Source organism: Paraburkholderia dipogonis (genome assembly GCF_046027395.1).
GTDB lineage: Bacteria > Pseudomonadota > Gammaproteobacteria > Burkholderiales > Burkholderiaceae > Paraburkholderia > Paraburkholderia dipogonis_A.
This window is the reverse complement of the sequence record NZ_JAQQEG010000016.1, coordinates 82,455-104,102: the sequence shown is the minus strand read 5'-3', so window position 1 is coordinate 104,102 and position 21,648 is coordinate 82,455. Positions and strand designations below refer to the sequence as shown.

Genomic DNA, 21,648 nt, shown 5'->3' with positions numbered 1-21,648 from the left:
GCACGCCGGCTCCGCCGTCGCAAAAGCCCCGGCTTCTGTCGAAATCTGGTCTGCCGTTGTCAGGGTATTCGGAGCACCCAAACACCACAACGGACGAATGTGACAAAAACCATGGCAAAAACGGCGCTGGTTTCGGCTCCGCGGATCGAGATTGGACTCGCTTGCGACGCGGGCACTTCGAACGCGGGTATCTACGGCCTGACAGACCTGTTCACCTACGCGGGTGAATTCGCGGCGAAACGGCACGGCAACGCCGCACGACCAGCCGTGCGCATTACGCATTGGCGAGCCGACGATGACGCTACCGAGGTCCGTTGTGCATATGACAGTTGTCCAGGCTCGTCGCACGCGCTGTCGCTGCTGGTGATCCCCGGAAATGTGCGTGCCCCGGAGAAGGGCATAAGTGACAATCCGCTGGTGTACTGGCTTCGTCAACAGCACGCCGAGGGGGCGGTTCTGGCGGCGGTATGCGGCGGCGTCTTCATCCTGGCGAGAACCGGTCTTCTAGCCGGTCGACAGGCGACGACGCACTGGTCATTCAGTGAACTATTCGCCGAACAATTTCCCGATGTGCTGACGGAAACTGATCACATGGTCATTGACTACGGAGACGTCGTCACGGCCGGAGGTGTCCTCGCGTGGGCGGATCTTGGATTAAGGCTCACCGAGAAGTTTCTGGGAACAGCAGTTATGCTGGAAACAGCGCGCTTTATGCTCGTTGATCCCCCTGGCCGCGAGCAACGCTTCTACAGTGAATTCGATCCGAGAACGAAGCACGGAGATAGAGCGATACTGAGGGCGCAGCATTGGCTGTTCACTCAACGCGAGCGCCCGGTCAGCGTCATGGATATTGCTCACCACGCGGGTTTGGAACCGAGGACGTTTCTGCGCCGTTTTATTGCAGCCACGGGAATGAAGCCAAGCGAGTACCAGCAGAGGCTTCGGATCACCCGAGCACGTGAGATGCTCGAGTTTTCGCAGGCTACCATCGAAGAGATTTCGTGGAGTCTCGGCTATGGCGACGTTACCGGGTTTCGTCGCGTGTTCCGGAAAGTCATGGGCCTCACGCCTTCTGACTACCGGAGGCGTTTCTGCCAGTCGACTCCGCAACGAGCCTCATCTGTGCCTGATCGTCTCAATCTCGCGCTACTGCGGTTATCCGTGGAAGAAAAGTGACTGGCCGATCAGGGTCGAACTGGATCGCTTGCTACTTAACGGACTCCATACGGCCAACTCCTGGTTACGGGCGACCACCGGCTGTTCTGCGATCACACCTCCGCCTCGATTCTGACGAGTACCTCGTAAAGGCGCACACTTTCTATCCTCCCATGGCTGTAGCAGAACCTGGAGTTGACCATGTATGCGATGCATTATGAAATCACCCTGCCCGCCGATTACGATATGCAGATTATCCGAAATCGCATCGCGGACCGTGGGCACATGACCGACGCGTATGCTGGCCTCGGTCTCAAGGCTTACCTGCTTCGCGAGCGCGACAAGGCAGGTGCGACGCTCAACCAGTATTCCCCGTTCTATTTGTGGAATGACACCGCAGGTATGAACCGTTTCCTGTGGGAGGGAGGCGGCTTCCAAGGCATCGTCGAATCGTTCGGACGGCCTGTCGTGCAGACGTGGTCGGGCCTCCTATGTCTGCGCGGCCCGGCGGCCGGCGCATCGCCTCGCGCGGCGACGCGGGAGCGGGTGCTCCTGCCTCGCGAAGCCGATCTCGCGCAGGCTGCGCGCGATGCGATCGCTGAAGTTGAGCGGATAGCCAAACACAGTAGCGTCTTCGCCAGCGCCAGTGCGATCGATCCACGTTCCTGGGAGCGCGTCATCTTCACGCTTTGGGCCGACACGCCAGAAGCGGTTGTACCGGGCGAGCGCTACGAAGTGCAGCACTTGTCGCGTCCGGGCTTCGACGAACTGGCGCGGTCGGCAGAATAGATCGTCCCAGCAGCCTAGCGTTTGTCCAGTCAGCCACTTACTTTCGCTCGTAGTCAGGCAGTGATCGACCAATCGAAGACGATGGTTGGCGCTTCAATACAGACGTTCGAACGTCACCTTCGCTCAATACAGACACTCGAAGGCGATGTTTCTGATCAAATAAACAGCAATTTCTCTAAAGTTCGTTGATCCCCTGCCGTTATCGTTACGGTGCGCTTGTTTCAATTGCGGCGCGGCAGTTCTTTTGCCGACGCGGGGTGCTGCCGCGACTAAAAAATAAATCGACCGAGGGGTTTCTCAGTGAGAGGAATAGTAAAAGCGAGGCCGCTTTGGCTCGCTACGATCGCCGTTTTCGCATTGTCCGGATGTGCCAATCCTGGCGGGTTCCAACAGACGGGTGGCGCGCCAGCGGATCCGGAGAAAGCCGCAGACTTGAATGTGTTCGAGAGCACATTTGCAAACCCCGACCCATGCGCGAATAGCAACCGGAACATAGGCATTGCAGTCGGAGTGGGGCTTGGTGCTGTTCTAGGCGCAGTGATCGCCAACAAGAACAAGGTGGCGGCCGCGGCAATCGCCGGCGCTGCGGGCGGCCTGGCCGGCGGCCTCATTGGACATGCGGTCGATAGCCGGCGCTGTGCATTGTCGAAAATCGCCGCCAAGCACGACCTCACCTATACGGCGACCGCGCTCGAAGCGCGTGCTCCGGATACCGGCAAGACCGAGCAGGTCGGCAGTTCCTTCACGATCGTCGACACCGCGCGACATACCCAATTCGAAACGGGCTCGGCCGAATTGACGCCGGAGGCGGCGGTCTACTTCGCTGAGATTGCTGAGCAATATCGCACGTCGAGTCGTGTGGCCGAGGCATCGAGCGCGGCCGATAAAGCTGCCGCGGCTCAAACGAAAATCCTGCTCATCGGCCATACGGACGACACCGGCAGCTCGGAACTGAACGCGGACCTGTCGGAGCGCCGCGCTCGAGCGGTCGCGCGTCTGTTCGCGGACCACGGCATTGCGCCGGAGAATGTGTTCTACCAGGGCGCAGGCGAGACGTTGCCGATTGCCGATAATCACACGGCAGAGGGGCGCTCAGCTAATCGTCGGGTCGAGATCGTCGACCTTAGCGGCGCCAGGACCGATATTCTGCAAAGCTACGCAAGCAGCCGCGTACCTAAATACCAGTACTACCGCGCGGTGACTGCTCAGTCGGATCAAGCCGCTGCGGGCGCGGCGCCTTCAACATCTGGCAGCCCGACGACCAAAGCAGCGCGTCGCACAGCTACCAAGAATCGCGCTGCGACAGAGAGCGCAGTGACCGGTGCCGCGCCCGCGCCCGCGCGCGCAGCGTCAGCCCCCCTGTCGGTGAACACGGCAGCCGCATCGAACGCCGCGCCTGCTACGCCTGTTGCGTCTACTCGTTCAACGTCGTCCGATGGCATCGATTTTGGCTGGCATGAGGCGCTCCCCGCGACGCTTGGCCTCCAGTTTGCCGCTTTGCCTGCATCGTCCTCGACGCTCTCGTTCCTCTCTTCGGCGGTAGCCGATGAGGCGCCCGTGGCGAAGAGCTGCGTGAACGACCGGCCGCGCTTTTCGCGAGCGATGAAGTCCGTTGCCGATGACCGGGCCGTGGCCGTGCGCGATCACTTGCCGAATCTGTATGGAAGCAGCTGGGGCGCCGCGCTGAACGGACAGTATCTCGCGATCAAGGATGTCTCCGTCCTTCGCAACGGAGCGACCGCAGGGGCAAAGCCGACGCTGCTCGTATGGAAAGACTTTGACCGGAGCGCTGGTCCGAATGGCTCGCCGCAAGTGACCTTGTCTCCCGATGTGAACGCCTACGCGGTGAAGGGCGGCGTCTTGTATCGGGTCTTCGTGAACAACAGCGGCGTGTTCGACTGCGCCGACATCATCTTCTCGAACGGCAAGGCGACATCCGGCGAGCTCGTGCGCCGCAAGAGCAGTCAGTATTTCACGGTGAATTACGTGCCGGTCATCGCACGCACCTAACAAGAGGGTAATAACGATCATGATGGATTTTATTCAGGCCAACCTGGGCCCGGCTATCTGGTGCGTCGTCGTGGTACTGCTTGCAGTGGGCGCATTTTCTTTCCGCTCGACGCTCGAGTTCTGGCTGAATCATTGGAAATACACGTTTCCCGTTCTCGGGAAGACGGCGCGTCTGTCGCGCCATGGCATTCACGGTAAGGACGGTTGGACCGATTCCGAGCGTACGCTGTGCGGCGACTACAACAAGTTCATCTCGTACCTGTCGAAAGCCGAGTTCAGCAAGCGCAATGAGTATCTGGCGAAGTCGGACGACAGCGGACGCTCGCCGACGCCGTTGTGGCTTCTCACGCTGCTGAGCGTGCTTGTTATCGCAGAGGGTCTTGGGTTTTCGTATCTGCTCGGTAGCTGGATGGCCCGCGATGGCAGCGCGAATACGCACACCTTGTTGATGGTAGCTATCGTGTTCGTGCTGTGCGTGATCATGGTGTTTCTGACGCACGTCGCGGGGCATCAGCTCTATCGTTCGAATCTCGTTGCGCGGTGCCGGAAGCAATGGAAGCAGGACAAATCGCAAGAGCGCTTTTCGAGCCGCAAGGTCAAACTCGACGACGATCAGTCCGTCGATGATGTCGAACCCGACTACACGCAGGTTGCCAATCGCGTCGGCACGAGTCACAGCTATTTCATGGTGGTGTTGACTGTCGCGGTCATTATCGTGATTGCAGGGACGTCGACGTGGATGCGCTGGAGTAATCTCAATGCGGAACAGACGCGTGAAGCGATGGGCGTGAGCCAGGGCGCTGACGCCGGCAATCCGTTTGCGACTGCGAACTCGATGCCGGCCGAACTCGTCGCCAGCCAGAAAGCGGCTGATGATCGTGCGAAAGCAGAGGAATCGTCGTCGACTCGAAGCGAAGGCGCTGCGGCCTTTATCACGCTGGCTGTGATTTTTGTGGTCACGCAGATCGTGGGTATTTTTGGTGGCTTTGCGTGGGGTTTCGGTGGGCGGGAAAGTCTCGCCGCGTGGAAGACGACGAAAGGCTTCAAGACGTTCGAGGACTACAACAACTACTACGCGCCGTTTCGGGCTATTGCGCAGTCGCAGTTAGAGAATCTTCAGAAGCGGATGGCTGAGAACGCGGATATCTCGGGCAAGACGTTTTCGAAGACGTTCAGGGACTATGTGCTTGAGCATCGGAATTTCGCGGATTTGGAAAGCGGGGTGGTTCGTTCGACAGCTGCGGCGATGGCAGTTGTCGATACGCCGGAGCCTCAGGTGACAGCACGGCAAGCAGCATCCGTAAGCGTTGCGACCGATGCGCCCGCGAAGGTCGTCGCGGTACCTGCCGCAGCGTCTGACGAAGTGTCGGCGACCGCGAGCATTGACGCGCTAGTTGCGAAGATCGAAGCTGAGTCTGACGTGACACGCAAGAAGGAACTGATTTACGGCCTCGATGATTCGGTGCGAACTGAAGTGGTCAATGCGATCAAGCTTCGTAAAGAGCGGGCTGAGAAAGCTAAGCTCGCGCTCGAGTCCGAACTCGATGATCTTTTCAAGGCCTGATTCGACGCAAATGATTAAACATCTCACTCACGTAGTCGCGGCAGCGTGTTTGACCGCGATTGCGGTGTCGGCACAAGCCGGCGTCACTAACGATATTCCGAGTTGCTACGCGGCCAATCACATCAAGCCGGTAGCGGGCGGTGTCGATCACGAGCTTTTCATCGCTATTGACCAGACGACGGTCTTCGATGAGAAGTTGCAGGCCCAGATTGCGGAGATGGCCGGGAAAGCCATTAGGCCCGCAGGCGCTTATACGTTGTTCGATTTCTCGGCTTTCTCGCAAGGGCATTACACGGAGGTCGTGACGCGCGGCGTCATCGAGTCGCCGATACCCGAGAAGTTGCGGGACGATATTAGTGAACGCGCGTTGCGTAGCTTCGACGCGTGTATGACGGGGCAGTCGGCTTTTGCGAAGAAGGCGTTGCTTACGTCGATTGTGCGTGTCGAGTCGGTGGCTACGAATGATCTTGCGAAGTCGGACATTCTGGCGGCGTTGAAGGATATCAGCGATAAGGTTCGGGCTTCGCCTGCGTCCGATAAGGTTGTGTTGCTTGCGTCGGATATGTTGGAGAACAGTTCTGTGTCGAGTTTTTATTCGCACAATGCCGTTCGCAGGATTGATCCGCAGGTGGAGATGAAGAAGGCTGCGGCTGCGGGGTTGATTGGGGATTTCGGCGGGGCGCGGGTTTATGTGATCGGCGCGGGTTTGTTGGCTGGGGATTTGAAGGTTAAGAATGCTTATCGCGATCCGCAGACTATGGGGGCTTTGAAGGAGTTCTGGATGCTCTATTTCCAGAAGTCGAATGGGAAGGTTGGGGAGTTTGGGGCGCCGGCGTTGTTGGGGGCGGTGGGGGATTGAGGGGGTGGTGGGCGGAAGATGAGTGATCTGGAAACGTCCGGAGGCAGTGCGATGAACGGCCCTTGTTCGGCCGATGCCGTCGTTGAAGCGGCTTGGGTTCTACGTCAGCAATATAACGGATTGCCGACGGTGGCGGCGTCGAACAGCGGGGCGGTGTTGAGGTCCACCGTATTGACCCATCTCCAAGTCAACGTCTTAAGCGCTCGTGAGATTGCAGGCTGCAATGGGGCACTCGTGACGAAGGACGAATCAGGTTCCATGCAACCCGATTCGCACCAATCGAAGTTGGCGATCGAAAACAACTCGCAGTTTGCCAACACAAAGGCAGATTCTACCCCCCCGACGATCCCTCGACTGCCGCCTCCAACCTCATGACGGTCTCAAGCATATGCCTGACTACACTCGCGTCGAATTCTTCTGCCTGGTCTTTTTCGTGAGTACCCTTGTTGAGGTAGTTCCATTCAATCTTATGTTTCTCACCCAGCCCCAAGATTTCAGCCAAATGTGGGATCACCTCCTGAAATACTGCGACGTCCTTCTTTTCGAGGAACGCATGGAGTCCGGTTGCAAGACTCATGAGATCCGGCGCACCTGGTCCACGCATACCAACGGAAATCTGAGTTGACAGTTTCTTGTTCGCAATTTTCTTCCAAAGCCGGTTAAGCAAATCCTCGAAGGATTTTCGCACATAACTCAGGGAGTCGCGGATTCTGCCCTCTTCGTAGCTTTGCGATGCAACTACAAGATAGTGACGTGGTGAATCGAGCTTCACGACAATCTTCTTCGCCGAGAGTGGCACGAGGAAATCGATGCGCGTGACCATCTCCTTGTACTGCTTCGTCGGGACGGCATTTTCGAGACGCTTAACGAAATCTTCGCCATGGGTGGTGACGAGGATCTGTCGTTTCCCAACTTCATTCGCGTTCAGGATGAGATCGATGATCGCTCCCCGATGTTCGTCATCGATGGAGTTCACAACGTCATCGAATATCAGGAACGGGAGATCATCCCGGAGAATTTTTGCCAATAAGATAGCTAACCCAAGACAGCGGGTGTGCCCCTCGCTGAGGACATGAAGTGCGTCACACTTGTCACCATTCTCGAACTCGATCTGAATTTTTTCCCCGGTTGCCGTCGGCAACGCCAAAGACTTCAGTTTGTCGGACGGATGGTCGTTCTTGTTGATCTCGTTGTAGAGTTTCAGCGTCTTCTCGTTAAGCTCAGCGGCGAGAGAGATGGGTAGCGCGGCGTTGTAATCCAGCAGCTTCCGTCGAAACGAGTCATACGCGAAACTATAGGCTAGGTTCCTTGCGACTTCCGGTTTTTCTGCCTCCGCATCTCTGATAAGAATCTCGTTTTCTCGATTGAACGTCTCAAGTGCTTCATTCGAAGCGGCCTCGCTCTTCGCGTTCGCATCGATGAGAGTGGAAATCGCCACTATCTCTTCCAGGTCCTTTGTAATGACAAGATTCTCTTCCTCAAGCGTTTTGATTGCCGCCTTCGACTGTACAACCGCCGCGTTGAACTTCGCAACCGTGTCGTTCAGCGCCTGCAGCAGTTCATCCAACGCGCGCATCACACTGAGGAACCGCTCAACGTCAGCTTCTGCCTTGGTATCGGCAGCCGTCTCACAAAACGAGTCGATTTCGGCCGCCCGGGCAAAGCTCACGGAAGATGCAACCGACGGTAGCTTCGCAAGCTTAGCTTGGAGATCTCGCCAACCGCTATCGAGAGTGTCTCGGATTTCCTTGATCCGCTTCTCAGCCGCGAGCGCAGTGTCGAATTGCTTGAGCTTTTCAACGGCGTGATCGTAGGGATCAACAGGGACGACCAGTATCCCGTCGCGATAGAGTTCAGAAGAGCACGCAGGGCAGACGTTATCGAACTTTTCACGATTACTCAGAATGGCATCATACAGATCCCTAAGGGATAGCTGCTCTCTGTACTGCTTGAGGAAGGCTTGGGCCTCGGCTTTCTCCTCGAACAGCTTGAACAAGCCATCGACAGCGTTCGATATACCATCAGTTCCTGGGTCTGAAGCCGGTCTGATTGTGTGCAGACGACCGATTTCCGTGTTGTTCGCCTTTTGCTTTCCGCCGTTACCATCGGGACCAGACAACGCGGCTTTGATCTCGGCAAGCATCAGGTATTCTGGATATTTCGCCATTAGGGCGGCGCTGCGTGCCTCAGCGTCCTTGGCCTTTGCCGGAAGGCCCGCAAGGATTGTCTTGTGCCCGGCTATCCCTTTCTCTCGGTCGGCAAGCTCTTTTCCTTTCTTCCCGACACAGTCCAGATATGACTCGATGCTTTCGTTGAATTGGGTGGCAAACGAGTTGAATTCTTCCAGTCCGAACAGAGCCGCCAAACGAATCTGTTGAGCGGCAGGGGTGTTGGCCGCTACGCGTGCGAAGCCGTCGATTCTGTTCTTCTCGATGAAACAGAACTCGAAATGAGCCGGGTCGTGACTGACTACGACGTCCTGCGCAACCGACGTGTCGCCATAGAGAACCGGCTTGGAAGACTTCTTCGAAGTCGCATTTCTAATGTAGTCCACAGTCTGAATGCGCTTCGCGTCGGCTTCGCTGATAGAGCCAAGCAAGGCAAATTCGAGGGCCTCGCAGAGACTAGTTTTTCCTGTTCCGTTTGGCCCATAAACAAAGGTGTAAGGATTTTTGAACTCAAATGTCAGTCTGTCGGAGAAGCCTCGGAAATTCTCGACTGTAATCCTTTTGAGCCGGGTGATAGGACTATCATTGCCCTGCGCCTCGTCTGTTTCGACCTTGAACTCGGAGGAGACCGAATCGCCCTTTTCAACGATCAGCTTCGCGATGAGCTTCCCGCGACGGCCAGATGCGGCTCCGGAATTCGCAACATCAACGAATCTTTCCAATATCAAGTTCGCGAGTCTCTTTTCGTGCTCCGACATTGCAGTTGCTGACTTGCCAAGAAACTTTTTGAATTCAATGAGCGATTTAGTCATTTTGGTGTGTAGTTCAGCGGAAATTCAGAAGCATGTGATAAAAGACGACCGCTCGCGGACCACGAAGACGTGTCTCCGACCCAATCCATAGTTGATCGGTCTCCTCCAGCAACGTGACGCGATTATCACTCTCGCCAACTGATGTATATCCGACATAGTCTCGATCGTTGATAAGGGTTTTGTAATTACGAGCCAGTGCGCCGAAATTTTCGACATGACAGTAGGCCACAATGAACACGGGACTTAACGCTTCGTTGTCGTACTTTGCGATCTTGTCAAGATGCTCAAAAATAACTGTCGTGTCCGCTGAAAACAATCGAAATGCTTCGAAAATCGAGACGTTGCGATTTTGCGAGTCGACGATGTACCCGTCTACCTCGCCAACTTCGATTCCGGATTTCGATTCACCGGCTCGTTTCTGGTCCTCAAACCCAATGCGCGCCTCGGACATTCTCTTATTAAAGAGGGAAGTGAACCAATCATTAACAAGGTCCTCCTTAGTCAGCCGCAGTTTCACGTTCCCGCCCGAGTCCCGCACGTGGATCAGCAGATTTTTCTTGCGCACAAGTAGCTCGTTGCCGATGTCCTTGACGACGTCCATCAGAAATTCCTGAAGTGTTCGTCCTCCTCCGACGATTTCCACATAGTCCGAAAAATCCTTCGATACGATTTCACCGTAGTCTCTGGCAAGTTGACTATTGCTGCGGACCGACGCGTTCATCATCCCTTGCACCACGCTGCTCGGAAGCAGGGCGCCAGGGAGCGCCTTTGCGACTTCGTCAATCAACTGTGTCAGTGCAAGGCTGTCAGTCGCTTGATCATTTCGAGCCATGTAGTCTTCGATGATCCGTTGCGCAACGCGAGGATCACCGTCGGCAATCTGGGCCTTGCAAAATGGATAAAGTATCTCCGCTCTACGCTGCTGGTCGACAGTCAACTTTCCCCAAAAAATGCCGATTAGTGTTACATCCCTAAGTAAGCGGTAGGCATTGAGGATCACTGCTGCCCAGTGGTTAGGCATATTGCTCGGTTGCATGTCTAGGCAGGAATCGAGAAATTGGGAGACTGCGCGTCGAAGATCTGCGACGTTGATGTCCTTGCTCTCCTGATTGCGCTCAAAAATGACTACTCGTCCTTGGAGTAGCAGAAATCTGAATTTTTCGTCATCACTTTCCCTGCAAAGTGCCTCCATGATTTGAACGCACTTTTCCGGATTCGACTCCAGATAGGAAGCTGCAACGACATAGCGGCGAAAATGATTGCAATCTCTCCAAAATTGACTGTTCACATCATACCGACCACTTGTCGCTTCATGTGGGATCGGAAGCTTTCCGGCAAACTGTACAAACGCATCTGGATCTTCGCGTAGCCTCACGGATTGATCCAGTAATTCCCACATGTACTCGTAGTTCGCCCAGTTTTTACGCTTTTGAATAGAAATTGGATGCGTCGATTCGCTGAATCGCGGTTCCCTCAACTGCGCCTTTGCGGCGAGCAAAATTTTCCCTGCCAAAGAGACGTTCCCTATGTTACAAGCCGAAATGAAAGCTTGTTCAAGTCCATTGAGACTCATCTTCTCAATGTCAGAGGTCGAACGCTTGTCTATTTCACTTTGCAGCTTCTGATTTCGCACAACGACTGAGGTACGCTCTAGCAGAACGTACAGTTGATCTAAACGAATAAGTGTCGCGCATTGTTCGACGAAATCGTCAAACAGGCTGTCGCAAATTTCATTCGTGTAAGAGCAAAATGGCTTCCATAAATCATAATTTTCTAGATAGAAGGCCGAATTGAAGAGATAGACAACATTATCGTCCTCTCCGAATCCGAGATGGCGCACAAGCTCCATGACCCTGCTCGAAACACGTTGATGGTCTTGATCTGTACGTAATCGCCTCCCGACAAGCATTAGTATCTGAAGATACTGACGGATTGCCGAAGCTACGTTGAAGGCTTGCTCGCTTGTATAAATCAGCTTCCCAATCCATCCCGTCCATCTTTGTGAGAGCGCCAATAGATCAGCAAAATTGCTGGTAGACTCAACCAGCTTATGCCACGGCAACGTTGAAAAGAAAAATGTCGGCGCGAGACTCTTATCGCTTCCGTCCAAGCAGGCATTGAACTCGGTCTTATATTGACTAAAGAGATGCTGCTTCAGCAGATCGTCTACCTCTCCGACCGTGTCAATGCCCGTATTGTCCAGGCGATCAATCAGCCAAAAGCCAACGAGATAACGGCGATGACCAGTAAGGGAATAAGGTGTTCGCCCAGCATCTGACGCTGGACTCACAACGAAGGAGCGACCCAGTTCAAGCACCTGCTTGTGGCCCAAGCTATTTAGCGCGTCGAATAGCAACAGATATTCCGGCTGCTGCGAAAAATCGGAAAGGGCGAGATTGACCCGGCCGCTCAAATACTCAACGACTTCCAGCAGGCGGTCACCGACATCGGGCTCCTTCTCAATCGCACGCACGAATTCGCTGTAGACCAGTTGCAGATAGCCCTTCTCGACCAAGGACTCGGATGACGATCTCGCACGGCTGAACGAAACGTTCCGAAATTCCGTCAAGTAGAACAACGCCACGGCGCTCGTCTGGGGGCGGGACAGCAAGAACAGTCTAAAACTGTCAAAGTTCCAACGGGCAAGCGACTGAAATAACAGATACTTCAGCACTGGACGAGTTGCAGCAAGTTCCAGCATTGTTTCGGCCAAGCCCGACGATGCGAGTACTTGCCCATCTATCCGAATGCTAGCTGTCAGTGCGTAGCCTACTAACCCGGTATAAAAAATGTCGGACTGAGAGTGCCTCTGATACTGATCCCAGCGCCGGGCTTTTTGAAAATCATTAAGCCCCTCGGCAGTCTGTACATTGTACGCAGAGGCTAACGAAGTAATCGTCGGCTTCTCAAGCTCGACGACCTGCTCACGTTCCGGTGACGACGTGCCGCGTAAACCAATATTGATTTGAATCTTCGTCATCGTCGGGCTGACGATCGATTCGAATCCTTGTTTGTTGACTGACTGCTTTTGCAGCGTCTCGGCTGCCTTCTCGAGGGCTGTATCATCCGCTAGCCACTCGAGCAGTTGGTCATTGAACGCAGAACGCTCATCATTCTGCAGCAGTTCAAATATCGGTGACATAGCGTGACCGCAGTTGACACGAAGGATTGTGATCCATCGCCCGAACGCTTTCGATGGGGTTTGCGCAAAAAGAGCCTGCCACAGATACGTGCAGATCAACGGGCTGAAGTGCTCGTTGCCGGGGGGCAAATGATATTTACCGTCTTCCAGCCCGAGATCAGGGAGGGTGCCCTTCACTGTAGTCTCCAACTCAACGCTCACGAGTTTATCGATGAACTTCGCTGGACTTTCATAGTGAGGTCGCACAAGCCCGCCCCTACCAGTCTGGATGTCGCTCAGATGTTCAATTGCCTCGATCAGTCCTGTCAGAGTAGGGTCAACGGTTACGGTGTTACGCGGCAATTTGCAATGAACAACACACCACCCTGCGTAGAAGCTGACGAAACCGTTATCCTCGAAGAAAGACAGCGGGATATCCACCCCATGGAAGCGGTTTGCTCCTGTTTTGGCGGGCCAACTCACTCCTCCCGCGAGAATGTTGGCAACCGTCGTGCGATCGAGGCTGGGTGTGGCCAGCGTTGCGTTCACCAGAAATATGGACATTGCTTTCGCGTGCTGGTGGTCGGCCAAAGTTGGCAATTCAGGCCGGCGTTCGTTATCCGCGTACGCGGTGAGAATGCCTTTAAGTTGTCGCCAGCTATCGGAAAAATTATTCATTTCGGGTGGGAATAGTGGTGATGGGCGCCGATACCGCTGGGAAATTGGTTAGATGCTTGTATCCGTGAGTAAGTGGTAGTCGAGAAATGCCATGATATTGACCGATGTAGCACAACCCACTTCACTGAAACTTAACGCGCCGCACGGAGCGAACCAGCATGCGCAGTAATCGAAGTCATTTTTTGCGAGATTTGGCATGGTTACGTTGTGTCGAATTCTGACACGGCCCTCGGAATTTCGTAAGCGTCGTGACAGTCTTGCTTTTTCCCACCTCTTTTTAGTGCAAGTTCGTAGCCGAGTTGGACGTCGGTTTGCGTCGCCAGTAGGTTAGCGAAGCGTCGCCGCAGCCTGGCATCCTGAAAATTGCCCTCCCGTAACTCCAGATCGAACCATTACCGGTGATCCACCTGTCCATTGCCGTTCATCTCGCTCGCGCATGGGATATTACGTAGGGTAGGCTGAGGGACTAGATTTTGCGCTAAAGACAGTTGGGTAATAGCAAGACGGGCCGTACGCTTGCCGGAGCGGCAGGAGTGCGTTATATCAACCGAGTGGCGGCCTTTTGGGAAAGGGCATCCGACTGATTCGGGGCGAAAGGACATATTGGGCGTCTGTGAGACTGGTCACGACGACAGTCCATCCGCGAACGTCAGGAACGCGACGCATAGTCGACTTACCTACGGTGATACTTGAATGTCATCTTCGGCCGACGACCAGTCATTGCGCTAGGGCTTGACGTCTGCAACAAGCGGGCTGGCTTGATAGGAGGGTCCTTGACGAAACTACGGCGACATCATTGGCCCGTCCGATCATCTAAAATCAAGCCTAAACCCGCCCAGTTACCCTCTCATAATCCCACCTGATTTATAATCACCAAGCCATCGGGAAACACCCGGCGGCCTGGTTTGGAAGCCAGCGATACAAACCGCACACCCGCCCAGCGGGTCGTGCGTCTGCTGCTGCACGTCTATATTCCAATGGGCGGGCTGTAGTGGGGGAGCCGCGAGGCTCGCCGGTTTGTTTGTATCCCGGTCTTCCAATCCCGCTACGTGCCCGCTCACCCACTTCCCAAAGCGAGTGTCGGGCGATCTAAGTAGGTATCAGGGAGATCGCAAAATGACCAAGTCCATCAAGAGTCAACCCGCTTCACGCCCACCTGTCGACGCACTCCAGTACGAAAAACTCGCCCTATCCGCATTCGACTTCTGCGACCGGCAATTGAGCCAACTGAACACGCTGATCACACTCGCGTCCTCGATATGTAGGAATCCTCCCATCACGAGCGACGAAAGACGCCGTCGCCAGACCATGCTCGAACTCCTTGTCGACACCGCAGAGCAATATCAGCAAGACCTCGAAAACGACCGCGAGCTTTTCCAGGTGATCGCGCTCGATGCAAAAGGCGTCTCTCAAGCCCGCCTCACGGCCAGCCACGCAACGCGCCTTCTCGCCGAAGCATCCAAGCTCGCGAGCGGATCGAAACCCACCAACAACGTCGCAAAGCGAAAAAGAACACCTGCGAAAACCGCGTCGATTGTAAAAACGCAAACGCAGCAATCGGTCGCCGTGCGGCACTGATCGACGGATAGCGGTGAACCAAAAGCATAAACGAAGCGAGGCGCCATGCACAAGCGCATGCGCCTCCTTCACCAGCACTCACAGACGACCACAAAAACCTACCCCTTAAACTCCACCGAAACAAAAACCTTCCTGCACGGCTCAACAACCTCCCAGGTCCCCTTAAACCCCGCAGGAATCAAAAACCGATCCCCAGCCCGCACAGTTTTCGCCACACCATCTGCATCGCGAATCACCGATACCCCTTCAAGAATCTCGCAGTACTCGCTCTCCGTAAAATTCACAGCCCACTGTCCGCAAGCCCCTTCCCAAATCCCGGCCGCAAGCTGCCCACAAGGGCTAGCAAAATGTGTATGAACCATCTGCAAAGGATCACCAGCGAGCACAGCCTCCGCCTTAGGCATGTACTCAACACTTTCCTTAGCGGGCGCCGAAAAATCCACAATACTCAAATTACCCATAACGTCTCGAATAGAAAAATTAGAAAAGTAGAAGAACAGAAAAAAGAAGCGCAGCGCATGCACCCACTGCCCGCGCCACGCCCAAAAGACTCACCTGAAGTCACCAATCCAACCGCCAGCTACAAACCCTCAACTCCCCGACTTCAACTGCGCCCAAAGCCGGTTCTCCAACCGCATGATCGGCGCCGGCTGCGGCCGCATCAACGTCATCTTGTTCAGCACAGCCTCAGGCGGATAAACATTCGTATCCTGCTCGATAGCCGGCGTCACAAACTGCCGCGCCGTCCGATTCGCAGTCGGATAAAAAACCTCATTCGTAATCTCCGCACTCACTTTCGGATCTTCGATGTAGTTCATCCACTTCATCGCCGCTTCCGGATGCGGCGCGTCCTTCGGAATCACCATCACGTCCATCCAAACCAAACCCGCGTCCTTGATATTCGAAAACCGAACCTCATACGAGCGCTTGGCCTCAGAAGCACGTCGCCGCGCAATCCCAACATCGCCGGAAAAACCGAACGCCACGCAGATATCGTTGTTCGCCAGATCGTTGATATACCCGGACGAATTGAACTGCGTGATATACGGTCGCACTTTCTTCAGCACTTCGTACGCCGCCTGGTAGTCGCCAGGATTGGTACTGTTCGGATCCTTATGCATGTACTGCAACACGGCGGGGAAAACATCCGCGGCCGAGTCGAGAAAGGACACGCCGCAGCTTTTCACCTTCGACAGATTCGCCGGATCGAACAACAGCGACCAGCTATCCACAGGCGCTTCACCACCGAGCGCTTTCTTCACCGCTTCCACGTTGTAGCCGATGCCATCGGTGCCCCACGCCCAAGGCACGCCGTATTGATTGCCGGGATCGGCATCGGCAATCAGTTTCATCAAACCAGGATCGAGGTTAGCGAGGTTCGGCATCTTCGACTTGTCGATCTTCTGATAAACGCCGGCTTCGATCTGCCGCGCCATATAGCTCGACGTCGGCACCACGATGTCATAGCCTGAACTGCCCGCCAGCAATTTGGCCTGCAACGTATCGTCACTGTCGTAACTGTCGTATTTCACGTTGACGCCAGATTGCTTCTCGAAGTTGGCAATCGTGTCCTTCGCAATGTAGTCGGACCAGTTGTAGACATTCAGCGACGTGTCCGCGGCGCGCGCGGCGTTCATCGCGGTCAAAGCGGTCAGCGAGCACAGCATCGTGCCGGCCAGCGAAAGAAGCGTGGCGTGACGAGTCTTCATTCTGCAATCTCCTTGATATCGATCTTCAGTTATCGCCGTAGCACAGACGCGCGCACACCATCGCTCTCAGTCCACGCGATCCACACAGAACGCGAAAGACGAAAAGAGACGTGACGCCGCCTGCCGCAGCGCAAGCGCACAGCAGAGCTAAAACGAATGTGGATAAGCGAGCGCTATAAGCCGCCGCGCGCTAGCAAGCGAACTTGCGAAGCACGAACAGGCAAATGCATGACAGGCGTGCGACCGCTAAACGAACGGTCTCCCGCATGCAACACAGACTCGCGAAAAGAGAAGGGGGCTAGGGCAGAAGCGACGCGATTTCGTCGGTACGCACAGGAATGGCTGAAGGCGCGGCAATGACGTTATGCCGACGCACGGAGCGACGCGACAAGACGGTATCGATAGACAGGGGACGGGATGGCGAAGCGCAACTGCTTCCCTGATGATCGATCGGACAGCCGAACAGGATCGTTCTTTCCCGACCGCGCTGGTATCTCACCAATGGACCACGGACTTTCACGATTGAACCCGAAGCGACGTTGAGTAGAAGTTCTCGCGATGCACAGGAATGCACGCGGAGAACCATCGAACTGCCGCCTTAGGATAGCTGAGCCATTATTTTCGTCAAAGGACTTTCTGACATTGCGCTGTCATGGTCATCCATCCGACGCACGAATACGAGCTCATGCCTGAAGCATGCGCTCGGATCGAATGGCCCAAAGCGGATTGCGTACTACTGACCTTGCAGATTCGGATTCCCAGCAGGAACGTTAGAGCCGGTTTCCGACGAGCCAGCGGTGGACGGACCATATCCCGTCGCTCCACTCTGCGCAGCAACACGTGCTTCGGCCGCTTGAATGTCAGCGGGGTAGGTGGAGTCGGTTGCGACCGCGGGGTTATAGCCGGCCTGTTCGATCTGTTTCAATTGCGCCTTGACCTCGGCGCGCGTGACCGGTTGCTCGGATTGTGCGAACGATGCCACCGGTGCTGCAAACACCACCACTAGCGCCACGGCTTTGATAAGCGATTTCATGATGCTTCCCTCCGAGAATATTTTATTGGGCGCCGCAGCAATCTTCGGCACCATGCACGGATTCTAGGAAGGGCGTGGTCTAGGGGAAACCCCTGATACGGTAATTCAGTGTTGCCACAAACAGTAAGTCGGCGTGATGTAATGTCGTTCGTAATATATGAATAATCGCGTCACACGCCTTGGCGTACATCGACACGGTACGCAGTCACTTGCCGATACGTGCTGCCGGCTCGCACGATCACCTCGTCCTGCTCAGCCATATTGACCTGGTTCGGAAAACCGCCCGCTTCGAGACACAAACCGGCATGCGCTTGATACGCAACGCCGCCGCGTCCTGTGTCGCCCTTTAACCAGTTGCCGCTATAAAACTGTAAGCCGCGTTGATCGGTCGAGACGGTCAATTCGCGTCCGCTGCCGGGATCGTAAGCGCAGGCAACCTGGCGCATCGGCGGAGTGGCGCCGTTTTTACCGGCGTCGGGTGTATCGCGCAGCACGTAGCAATGATCGAAGCCGCCGGCCGTCGCCAGCTGTGCGTGCGGCCAGTCGAGCCGCGCGCCGATCGGTGCGCTCTGCCGGAAATCGAAGGCATTGCCGGCCACTTCGGCCAGCTTGCACGGAATCATGGCGGCGTCGACTTCAAAGAAGCGGTCGGCATCGATCGACAACACGTGGCCGCGAATGTCGGCACCCGGCCGGCCCGTGAGATTGAAGTACGGATGGCTCGTCAGATTGAGCGGCGTCGCGGCATCGGTGATCGCATCATAGGCGATGGTCAGCGTGCCGTCGTCATCGAGCGAGTAGCGCACTTGCGTGGTTACGTTGCCGGGAAAACCGGCATCGCCTTCGGGCGACTCCAGCCGCATGAGCAACGCGCCGTTGTCCTCACTCACGTCCCACAGCGCGCGATGAAATCCCACCGTGCCACCATGCAGCAGGTTCGCGCCTTCATTGCGATCGAGCGTGTACTCGATGCCATCGAGAGTAAAGCGCGCATCGGCAATGCGGTTCGCCCAGCGGCCTATCAGTCCGCCCATGTAAGTGGTGGCCGCCACATATTCAGCGGGCGTGTCGTGGCCGAGCAGGATATCGCCGAGCACGCCGGCGCGATCCGGCGCATGCCACGAGACCAGCGTCGCGCCCAGATCGCTGATGGCGACTTTCATACCGTGCGCGTTGCGCAGCGTGAAGAGTCGAACGGAATCGCCGCCGCGCAATGTGCCCCACGGCTCGGAAGAAAGTTGTGCGATGCTGATCATGTCGTCAGTGAGAAGAAGAGAGAATAGGCATGCTCAGCCCGGCGCGGACGTCGAGTTCGCCCGCTCCTGGTATTCGCGCGGCGTACAGCCGAGTTCACGGCGAAACACCGCGTACATGTATTGCAGCGACGTGAAGCCGCAACGGATCGCCACTTCCGCACTCGACGCATCGCGCTTCGCCAGCAGTGCCTTCGCGACATCGAGTTTATGGCGCAGGATTTCCTGATGCACGGTGCACTGCCGTTCGCGCCGAAAGTACTCTTCGAGCGACGAGCGCGACACGCCCACATAGTCGGCAACCTGCTCGGTGCGAATACCCTGGCACGCGTACTGTCGGATGAAGTGCCGCGCCCGCATCACATACGGACTCGCCAGCGGTTGGTGCTTCGTCGATTCGAGCACGTTGATGCCGACGGGCGGCACCAGAATGCGCCGCCCCGGAAACCGCGCGCCACGCAGCATCTGATGCAAAAGGTGAGCGGCGGTGCGGCCCATTTCCTCAGTGCCCTGAATTACCGAAGAAAGCGGAATGCGCGTCAACGTGCGCGTCAACGGATCATTGTCGATGCCGATGATCGCGACTTCTTCGGGCACAGGAATGCCGGCGATCAAACACGCCTGAAGCAGATGCCGAGCACGCGCATCGGTCACGGCGATCACGCCGACCGGCTTCGGCAAATCCCGCAGCCACGCGGTGAGTTGTTCGGTCGCCTGGTTCCATGACGGCGCGCTGGTCGACAGGCCGCGATACATCTCGCTGTCGATCTGCTCCGCGCTGTGTCCATCCGCGCTGCGCAGATGAGCGAACGCGAGTTCGCGCTGTTGAGCCCAGCGGTTCTCCTGCGCCTGCGGCAGGCTATACAACGCGAAGTGCTCGAGACCCGCGCCGATCAGATGCGTGTAGGCGAGCGAGACGAGCTTGCTGTTATCAGTGGCGATATAGGGTAAATCCGGAGGATAGTGCGCCGGATCTTCGAACGACGAGCCCACGGCGACCACCGGCAACGGACAATCGCGCAGTGCTTCGCCCACGGCAGGATCGTCGAAATCCGCAATGATGCCGTCGCCGTCGAAGCGTTCGATGCCGGTCAGCCGGCAGCGAAAATCTTCTTCGAGGAACAGATCCCACGCCACGCGCGTGGACAGCAGGTAGTTGCCGATGCCGGTGATGATCTCGCGGTCGTAGACCTTGTTCGCGTTGAACAGCAGCGCGATCCGATGGGTCGTCTGTGGTGTTTGCGGACGGGTCATGGCGGTTGAGCTGCGCGCGGGCCAATGACCCGTCACGCCTTCGTCTCCTGTTGGACACTTAATCTGAACGGCAGCGGTTTTAAGCGTCTGGTTATTCTAGGCCCCGAATCGCGCGCCGGTGCGAAACAAAATCGAGGGCGGTAAGAAACATCAAGCACGCTGCGCAATTTCGCAATTGCCGATGCAACTGGCAAGCGGCAGCATGGCGTCACCCTTGTCACTCGGCGCGGCGACGTCGCACGGGTTGCGGTGCACCATAAACTGGAGACGCTGATGTCTTACTTCGAACACATTCCCGAGATCCGCTACGAAGGCCCTCAATCGGATAACCCGCTTGCGTACCGCCACTACGATAAAAGCAAAAAGGTGCTCGGCAAGACACTCGAAGAACATCTGCGCATTGCGGTGTGCTACTGGCATACGTTCGTCTGGCCGGGCGTGGATATTTTCGGACAGGGAACGTTTCGGCGTCCCTGGCAGCAAGCCGGCGACGCGATGGAGCGGGCGCAGCAAAAGGCGGATTCCGCGTTCGAGTTTTTTTCGAAGCTCGGCACACCGTACTACACGTTTCACGATACCGACGTCTCGCCCGAGGGCGCGAGCCTGAAAGAATACAGCGAAAACTTCCTGCGCATCACCGACTATCTGGCGCGCAAGCAGGAGAGCACTGGCATCAAACTGCTGTGGGGCACGGCCAATCTGTTCTCGCATCCACGGTACGCGGCTGGCGCCGCGACCAGTCCTGATCCGGAGGTGTTTGCGTTTGCGGCAACACAGGTGCGCCATGCGCTCGATGCGACGCAACGGCTCGGCGGCGATAACTACGTACTGTGGGGCGGACGCGAAGGTTACGACACCTTGCTCAATACTGACCTCGTGCGTGAACGCGATCAACTCGCCCGTTTTCTGCATATGGTCGTCGACCACGCGCACAAGATCGGCTTTAAAGGCGCGCTGCTGATTGAACCCAAGCCGCAGGAGCCGACCAAGCATCAATACGATTACGATGTCGCGACCGTGCATGGCTTTTTGCTGCAACACGGGCTCGACAAAGAGATTCGGGTCAACATCGAGGCCAATCATGCGACGCTCGCGGGCCACTCGTTTCATCACGAGATCGCCACGGCCTACGCGCTCGGTATTTTCGGCAGCGTCGATGCGAATCGCGGCGATCCGCAAAACGGCTGGGATACGGACCAGTTCCCAAATAGTGTGGAAGAACTGACGCTCGCCTTCTACGAAATTCTCAAACACGGCGGCTTCACAACCGGTGGCATGAATTTCGATTCGAAAGTACGGCGCCAAAGTGTCGATCCGGAAGATCTGTTCTACGGCCACATCGGGGCGATCGACAACCTCGCGCTCGCCGTCGAGCGCGCGGCGGTGCTGATCGAAAACGATCGTCTCGATCAATTCAAACGTCAACGTTACGCGGGCTGGGACGCGGAGTTCGGCCGCAAGATTCTTTCCGGCGACTATTCGCTCTCTACGCTGGCGGCGGATGCGCTGGCGCGCGGTCTAAACCCGCAGCACGCAAGCGGCCATCAGGAACTGATGGAAAACATCGTGAACCAGGCAATTTACAGCGGACGCTGATCGGTGTCTCAAGAAGCAACGCATCAGAAAGTAGCCACACCACATAAAAAATCGCGCGGCCACGCCGAC

General features: G+C 56.2%; 14 protein-coding genes. 7 read left to right on the top strand and 7 right to left on the bottom strand.

Annotation, left to right across the window (positions count from 1 at the left end; translation table 11 throughout):
• Nucleotides 1–111: 111 nt before the first annotated feature.
• The 5 genes from PQR32_RS17910 to PQR32_RS17890 all read left to right on the top strand — a co-directional run bounded on the left by PQR32_RS17910 (nucleotide 112) and on the right by PQR32_RS17890 (nucleotide 6,377).
• Nucleotides 112–1,176 (top strand): GlxA family transcriptional regulator, encoded by a 1,065-nt coding sequence (locus PQR32_RS17910; RefSeq protein WP_408229387.1) that lies wholly within the window; start codon nucleotides 112–114, stop codon nucleotides 1,174–1,176.
• Nucleotides 1,177–1,356: 180 nt separating this feature from the next.
• A complete protein-coding gene (locus PQR32_RS17905) occupies nucleotides 1,357–1,944 on the top strand; it encodes a DUF4865 family protein (RefSeq protein ID WP_408229615.1) in 588 nt (195 codons plus the stop codon).
• Nucleotides 1,945–2,454: 510 nt separating this feature from the next.
• On the top strand, nucleotides 2,455–3,954 hold the full coding sequence (locus PQR32_RS17900) for an OmpA family protein (RefSeq protein ID WP_408229384.1): 1,500 nt from the start codon (nucleotides 2,455–2,457) through the stop codon (nucleotides 3,952–3,954).
• A 19-nt stretch (nucleotides 3,955–3,973) separates the two neighbouring features.
• Nucleotides 3,974–5,518, top strand: a complete 1,545-nt coding sequence (locus tag PQR32_RS17895) for a hypothetical protein (RefSeq protein ID WP_408229381.1) — start codon at nucleotides 3,974–3,976, stop codon at nucleotides 5,516–5,518.
• 10 nt (nucleotides 5,519–5,528) lie between these two features.
• Nucleotides 5,529–6,377, top strand: coding sequence for a hypothetical protein (locus PQR32_RS17890; RefSeq protein ID WP_408229378.1), 849 nt, complete (start codon nucleotides 5,529–5,531; stop codon nucleotides 6,375–6,377).
• 331 nt (nucleotides 6,378–6,708) lie between these two features.
• On the opposite strand, the gene PQR32_RS17885 is transcribed toward PQR32_RS17890, so the two are convergent.
• Both PQR32_RS17885 and PQR32_RS17880 read right to left on the bottom strand, forming a co-directional pair.
• Complete coding sequence (locus PQR32_RS17885) at nucleotides 6,709–9,357, bottom strand: AAA family ATPase (RefSeq protein WP_408229375.1); 2,649 nt, start codon at nucleotides 9,355–9,357, stop codon at nucleotides 6,709–6,711.
• Nucleotides 9,358–9,370: 13 nt separating this feature from the next.
• Complete coding sequence (locus tag PQR32_RS17880; protein WP_408229372.1) at nucleotides 9,371–13,156, bottom strand: hypothetical protein; 3,786 nt, start codon at nucleotides 13,154–13,156, stop codon at nucleotides 9,371–9,373.
• 1,116 nt (nucleotides 13,157–14,272) lie between these two features.
• Between PQR32_RS17880 and PQR32_RS17875 the strand changes: the two genes are divergently transcribed.
• On the top strand, nucleotides 14,273–14,734 hold the full coding sequence (locus tag PQR32_RS17875) for a hypothetical protein (protein ID WP_408229369.1): 462 nt from the start codon (nucleotides 14,273–14,275) through the stop codon (nucleotides 14,732–14,734).
• Between the two features lie 98 nt (nucleotides 14,735–14,832).
• Here PQR32_RS17875 and PQR32_RS17870 read toward each other — a convergent pair whose 3' ends face one another.
• From PQR32_RS17870 to PQR32_RS17850, 5 genes are all read right to left on the bottom strand, one after another.
• Nucleotides 14,833–15,258, bottom strand: coding sequence for a cupin domain-containing protein (locus PQR32_RS17870; RefSeq protein WP_408229366.1), 426 nt, complete (start codon nucleotides 15,256–15,258; stop codon nucleotides 14,833–14,835).
• 66 nt (nucleotides 15,259–15,324) lie between these two features.
• The gene (locus PQR32_RS17865; protein ID WP_408229612.1) at nucleotides 15,325–16,401 is read right to left on the bottom strand and encodes a polyamine ABC transporter substrate-binding protein; all 1,077 of its coding nucleotides are present in this window, start codon (nucleotides 16,399–16,401) and stop codon (nucleotides 15,325–15,327) included.
• A gap of 775 nt (nucleotides 16,402–17,176) precedes the next feature.
• Nucleotides 17,177–17,476, bottom strand: a complete 300-nt coding sequence (locus tag PQR32_RS17860; protein ID WP_408229363.1) for a DUF4148 domain-containing protein — start codon at nucleotides 17,474–17,476, stop codon at nucleotides 17,177–17,179.
• Between the two features lie 170 nt (nucleotides 17,477–17,646).
• Nucleotides 17,647–18,732 (bottom strand): aldose epimerase family protein, encoded by a 1,086-nt coding sequence (locus tag PQR32_RS17855; RefSeq protein ID WP_408229360.1) that lies wholly within the window; start codon nucleotides 18,730–18,732, stop codon nucleotides 17,647–17,649.
• 33 nt (nucleotides 18,733–18,765) lie between these two features.
• Nucleotides 18,766–19,983 carry a XylR family transcriptional regulator gene (locus PQR32_RS17850; protein ID WP_408229357.1) on the bottom strand — a complete coding sequence of 406 codons (1,218 nt, stop codon included), beginning with the start codon at nucleotides 19,981–19,983 and terminating at the stop codon, nucleotides 18,766–18,768.
• A gap of 273 nt (nucleotides 19,984–20,256) precedes the next feature.
• Between PQR32_RS17850 and xylA the strand changes: the two genes are divergently transcribed.
• Nucleotides 20,257–21,579 (top strand): xylose isomerase, encoded by a 1,323-nt coding sequence (xylA, locus tag PQR32_RS17845; RefSeq protein ID WP_408229354.1) that lies wholly within the window; start codon nucleotides 20,257–20,259, stop codon nucleotides 21,577–21,579.
• The last annotated feature ends 69 nt before the right edge of the window (nucleotides 21,580–21,648 follow it).

Coding starts and splice junctions, on each gene's coding strand:
- xylA (WP_408229354.1), top strand. CDS start 20,257: ATGTCTTACTTCGAACACATTCCCGAGATCCGCTACGAAGGCCCTCAA.
- PQR32_RS17890 (WP_408229378.1), top strand. CDS start 5,529: ATGATTAAACATCTCACTCACGTAGTCGCGGCAGCGTGTTTGACCGCG.
- PQR32_RS17895 (WP_408229381.1), top strand. CDS start 3,974: ATGATGGATTTTATTCAGGCCAACCTGGGCCCGGCTATCTGGTGCGTC.
- PQR32_RS17865 (WP_408229612.1), bottom strand. CDS start 16,401: ATGCTGTGCTCGCTGACCGCTTTGACCGCGATGAACGCCGCGCGCGCC.
- PQR32_RS17855 (WP_408229360.1), bottom strand. CDS start 18,732: ATGATCAGCATCGCACAACTTTCTTCCGAGCCGTGGGGCACATTGCGC.
- PQR32_RS17860 (WP_408229363.1), bottom strand. CDS start 17,476: ATGAAATCGCTTATCAAAGCCGTGGCGCTAGTGGTGGTGTTTGCAGCA.
- PQR32_RS17885 (WP_408229375.1), bottom strand. CDS start 9,357: ATGACTAAATCGCTCATTGAATTCAAAAAGTTTCTTGGCAAGTCAGCA.
- PQR32_RS17850 (WP_408229357.1), bottom strand. CDS start 19,983: ATGACCCGTCCGCAAACACCACAGACGACCCATCGGATCGCGCTGCTG.
- PQR32_RS17910 (WP_408229387.1), top strand. CDS start 112: ATGGCAAAAACGGCGCTGGTTTCGGCTCCGCGGATCGAGATTGGACTC.
- PQR32_RS17880 (WP_408229372.1), bottom strand. CDS start 13,156: ATGAATAATTTTTCCGATAGCTGGCGACAACTTAAAGGCATTCTCACC.
- PQR32_RS17905 (WP_408229615.1), top strand. CDS start 1,357: ATGTATGCGATGCATTATGAAATCACCCTGCCCGCCGATTACGATATG.
- PQR32_RS17875 (WP_408229369.1), top strand. CDS start 14,273: ATGACCAAGTCCATCAAGAGTCAACCCGCTTCACGCCCACCTGTCGAC.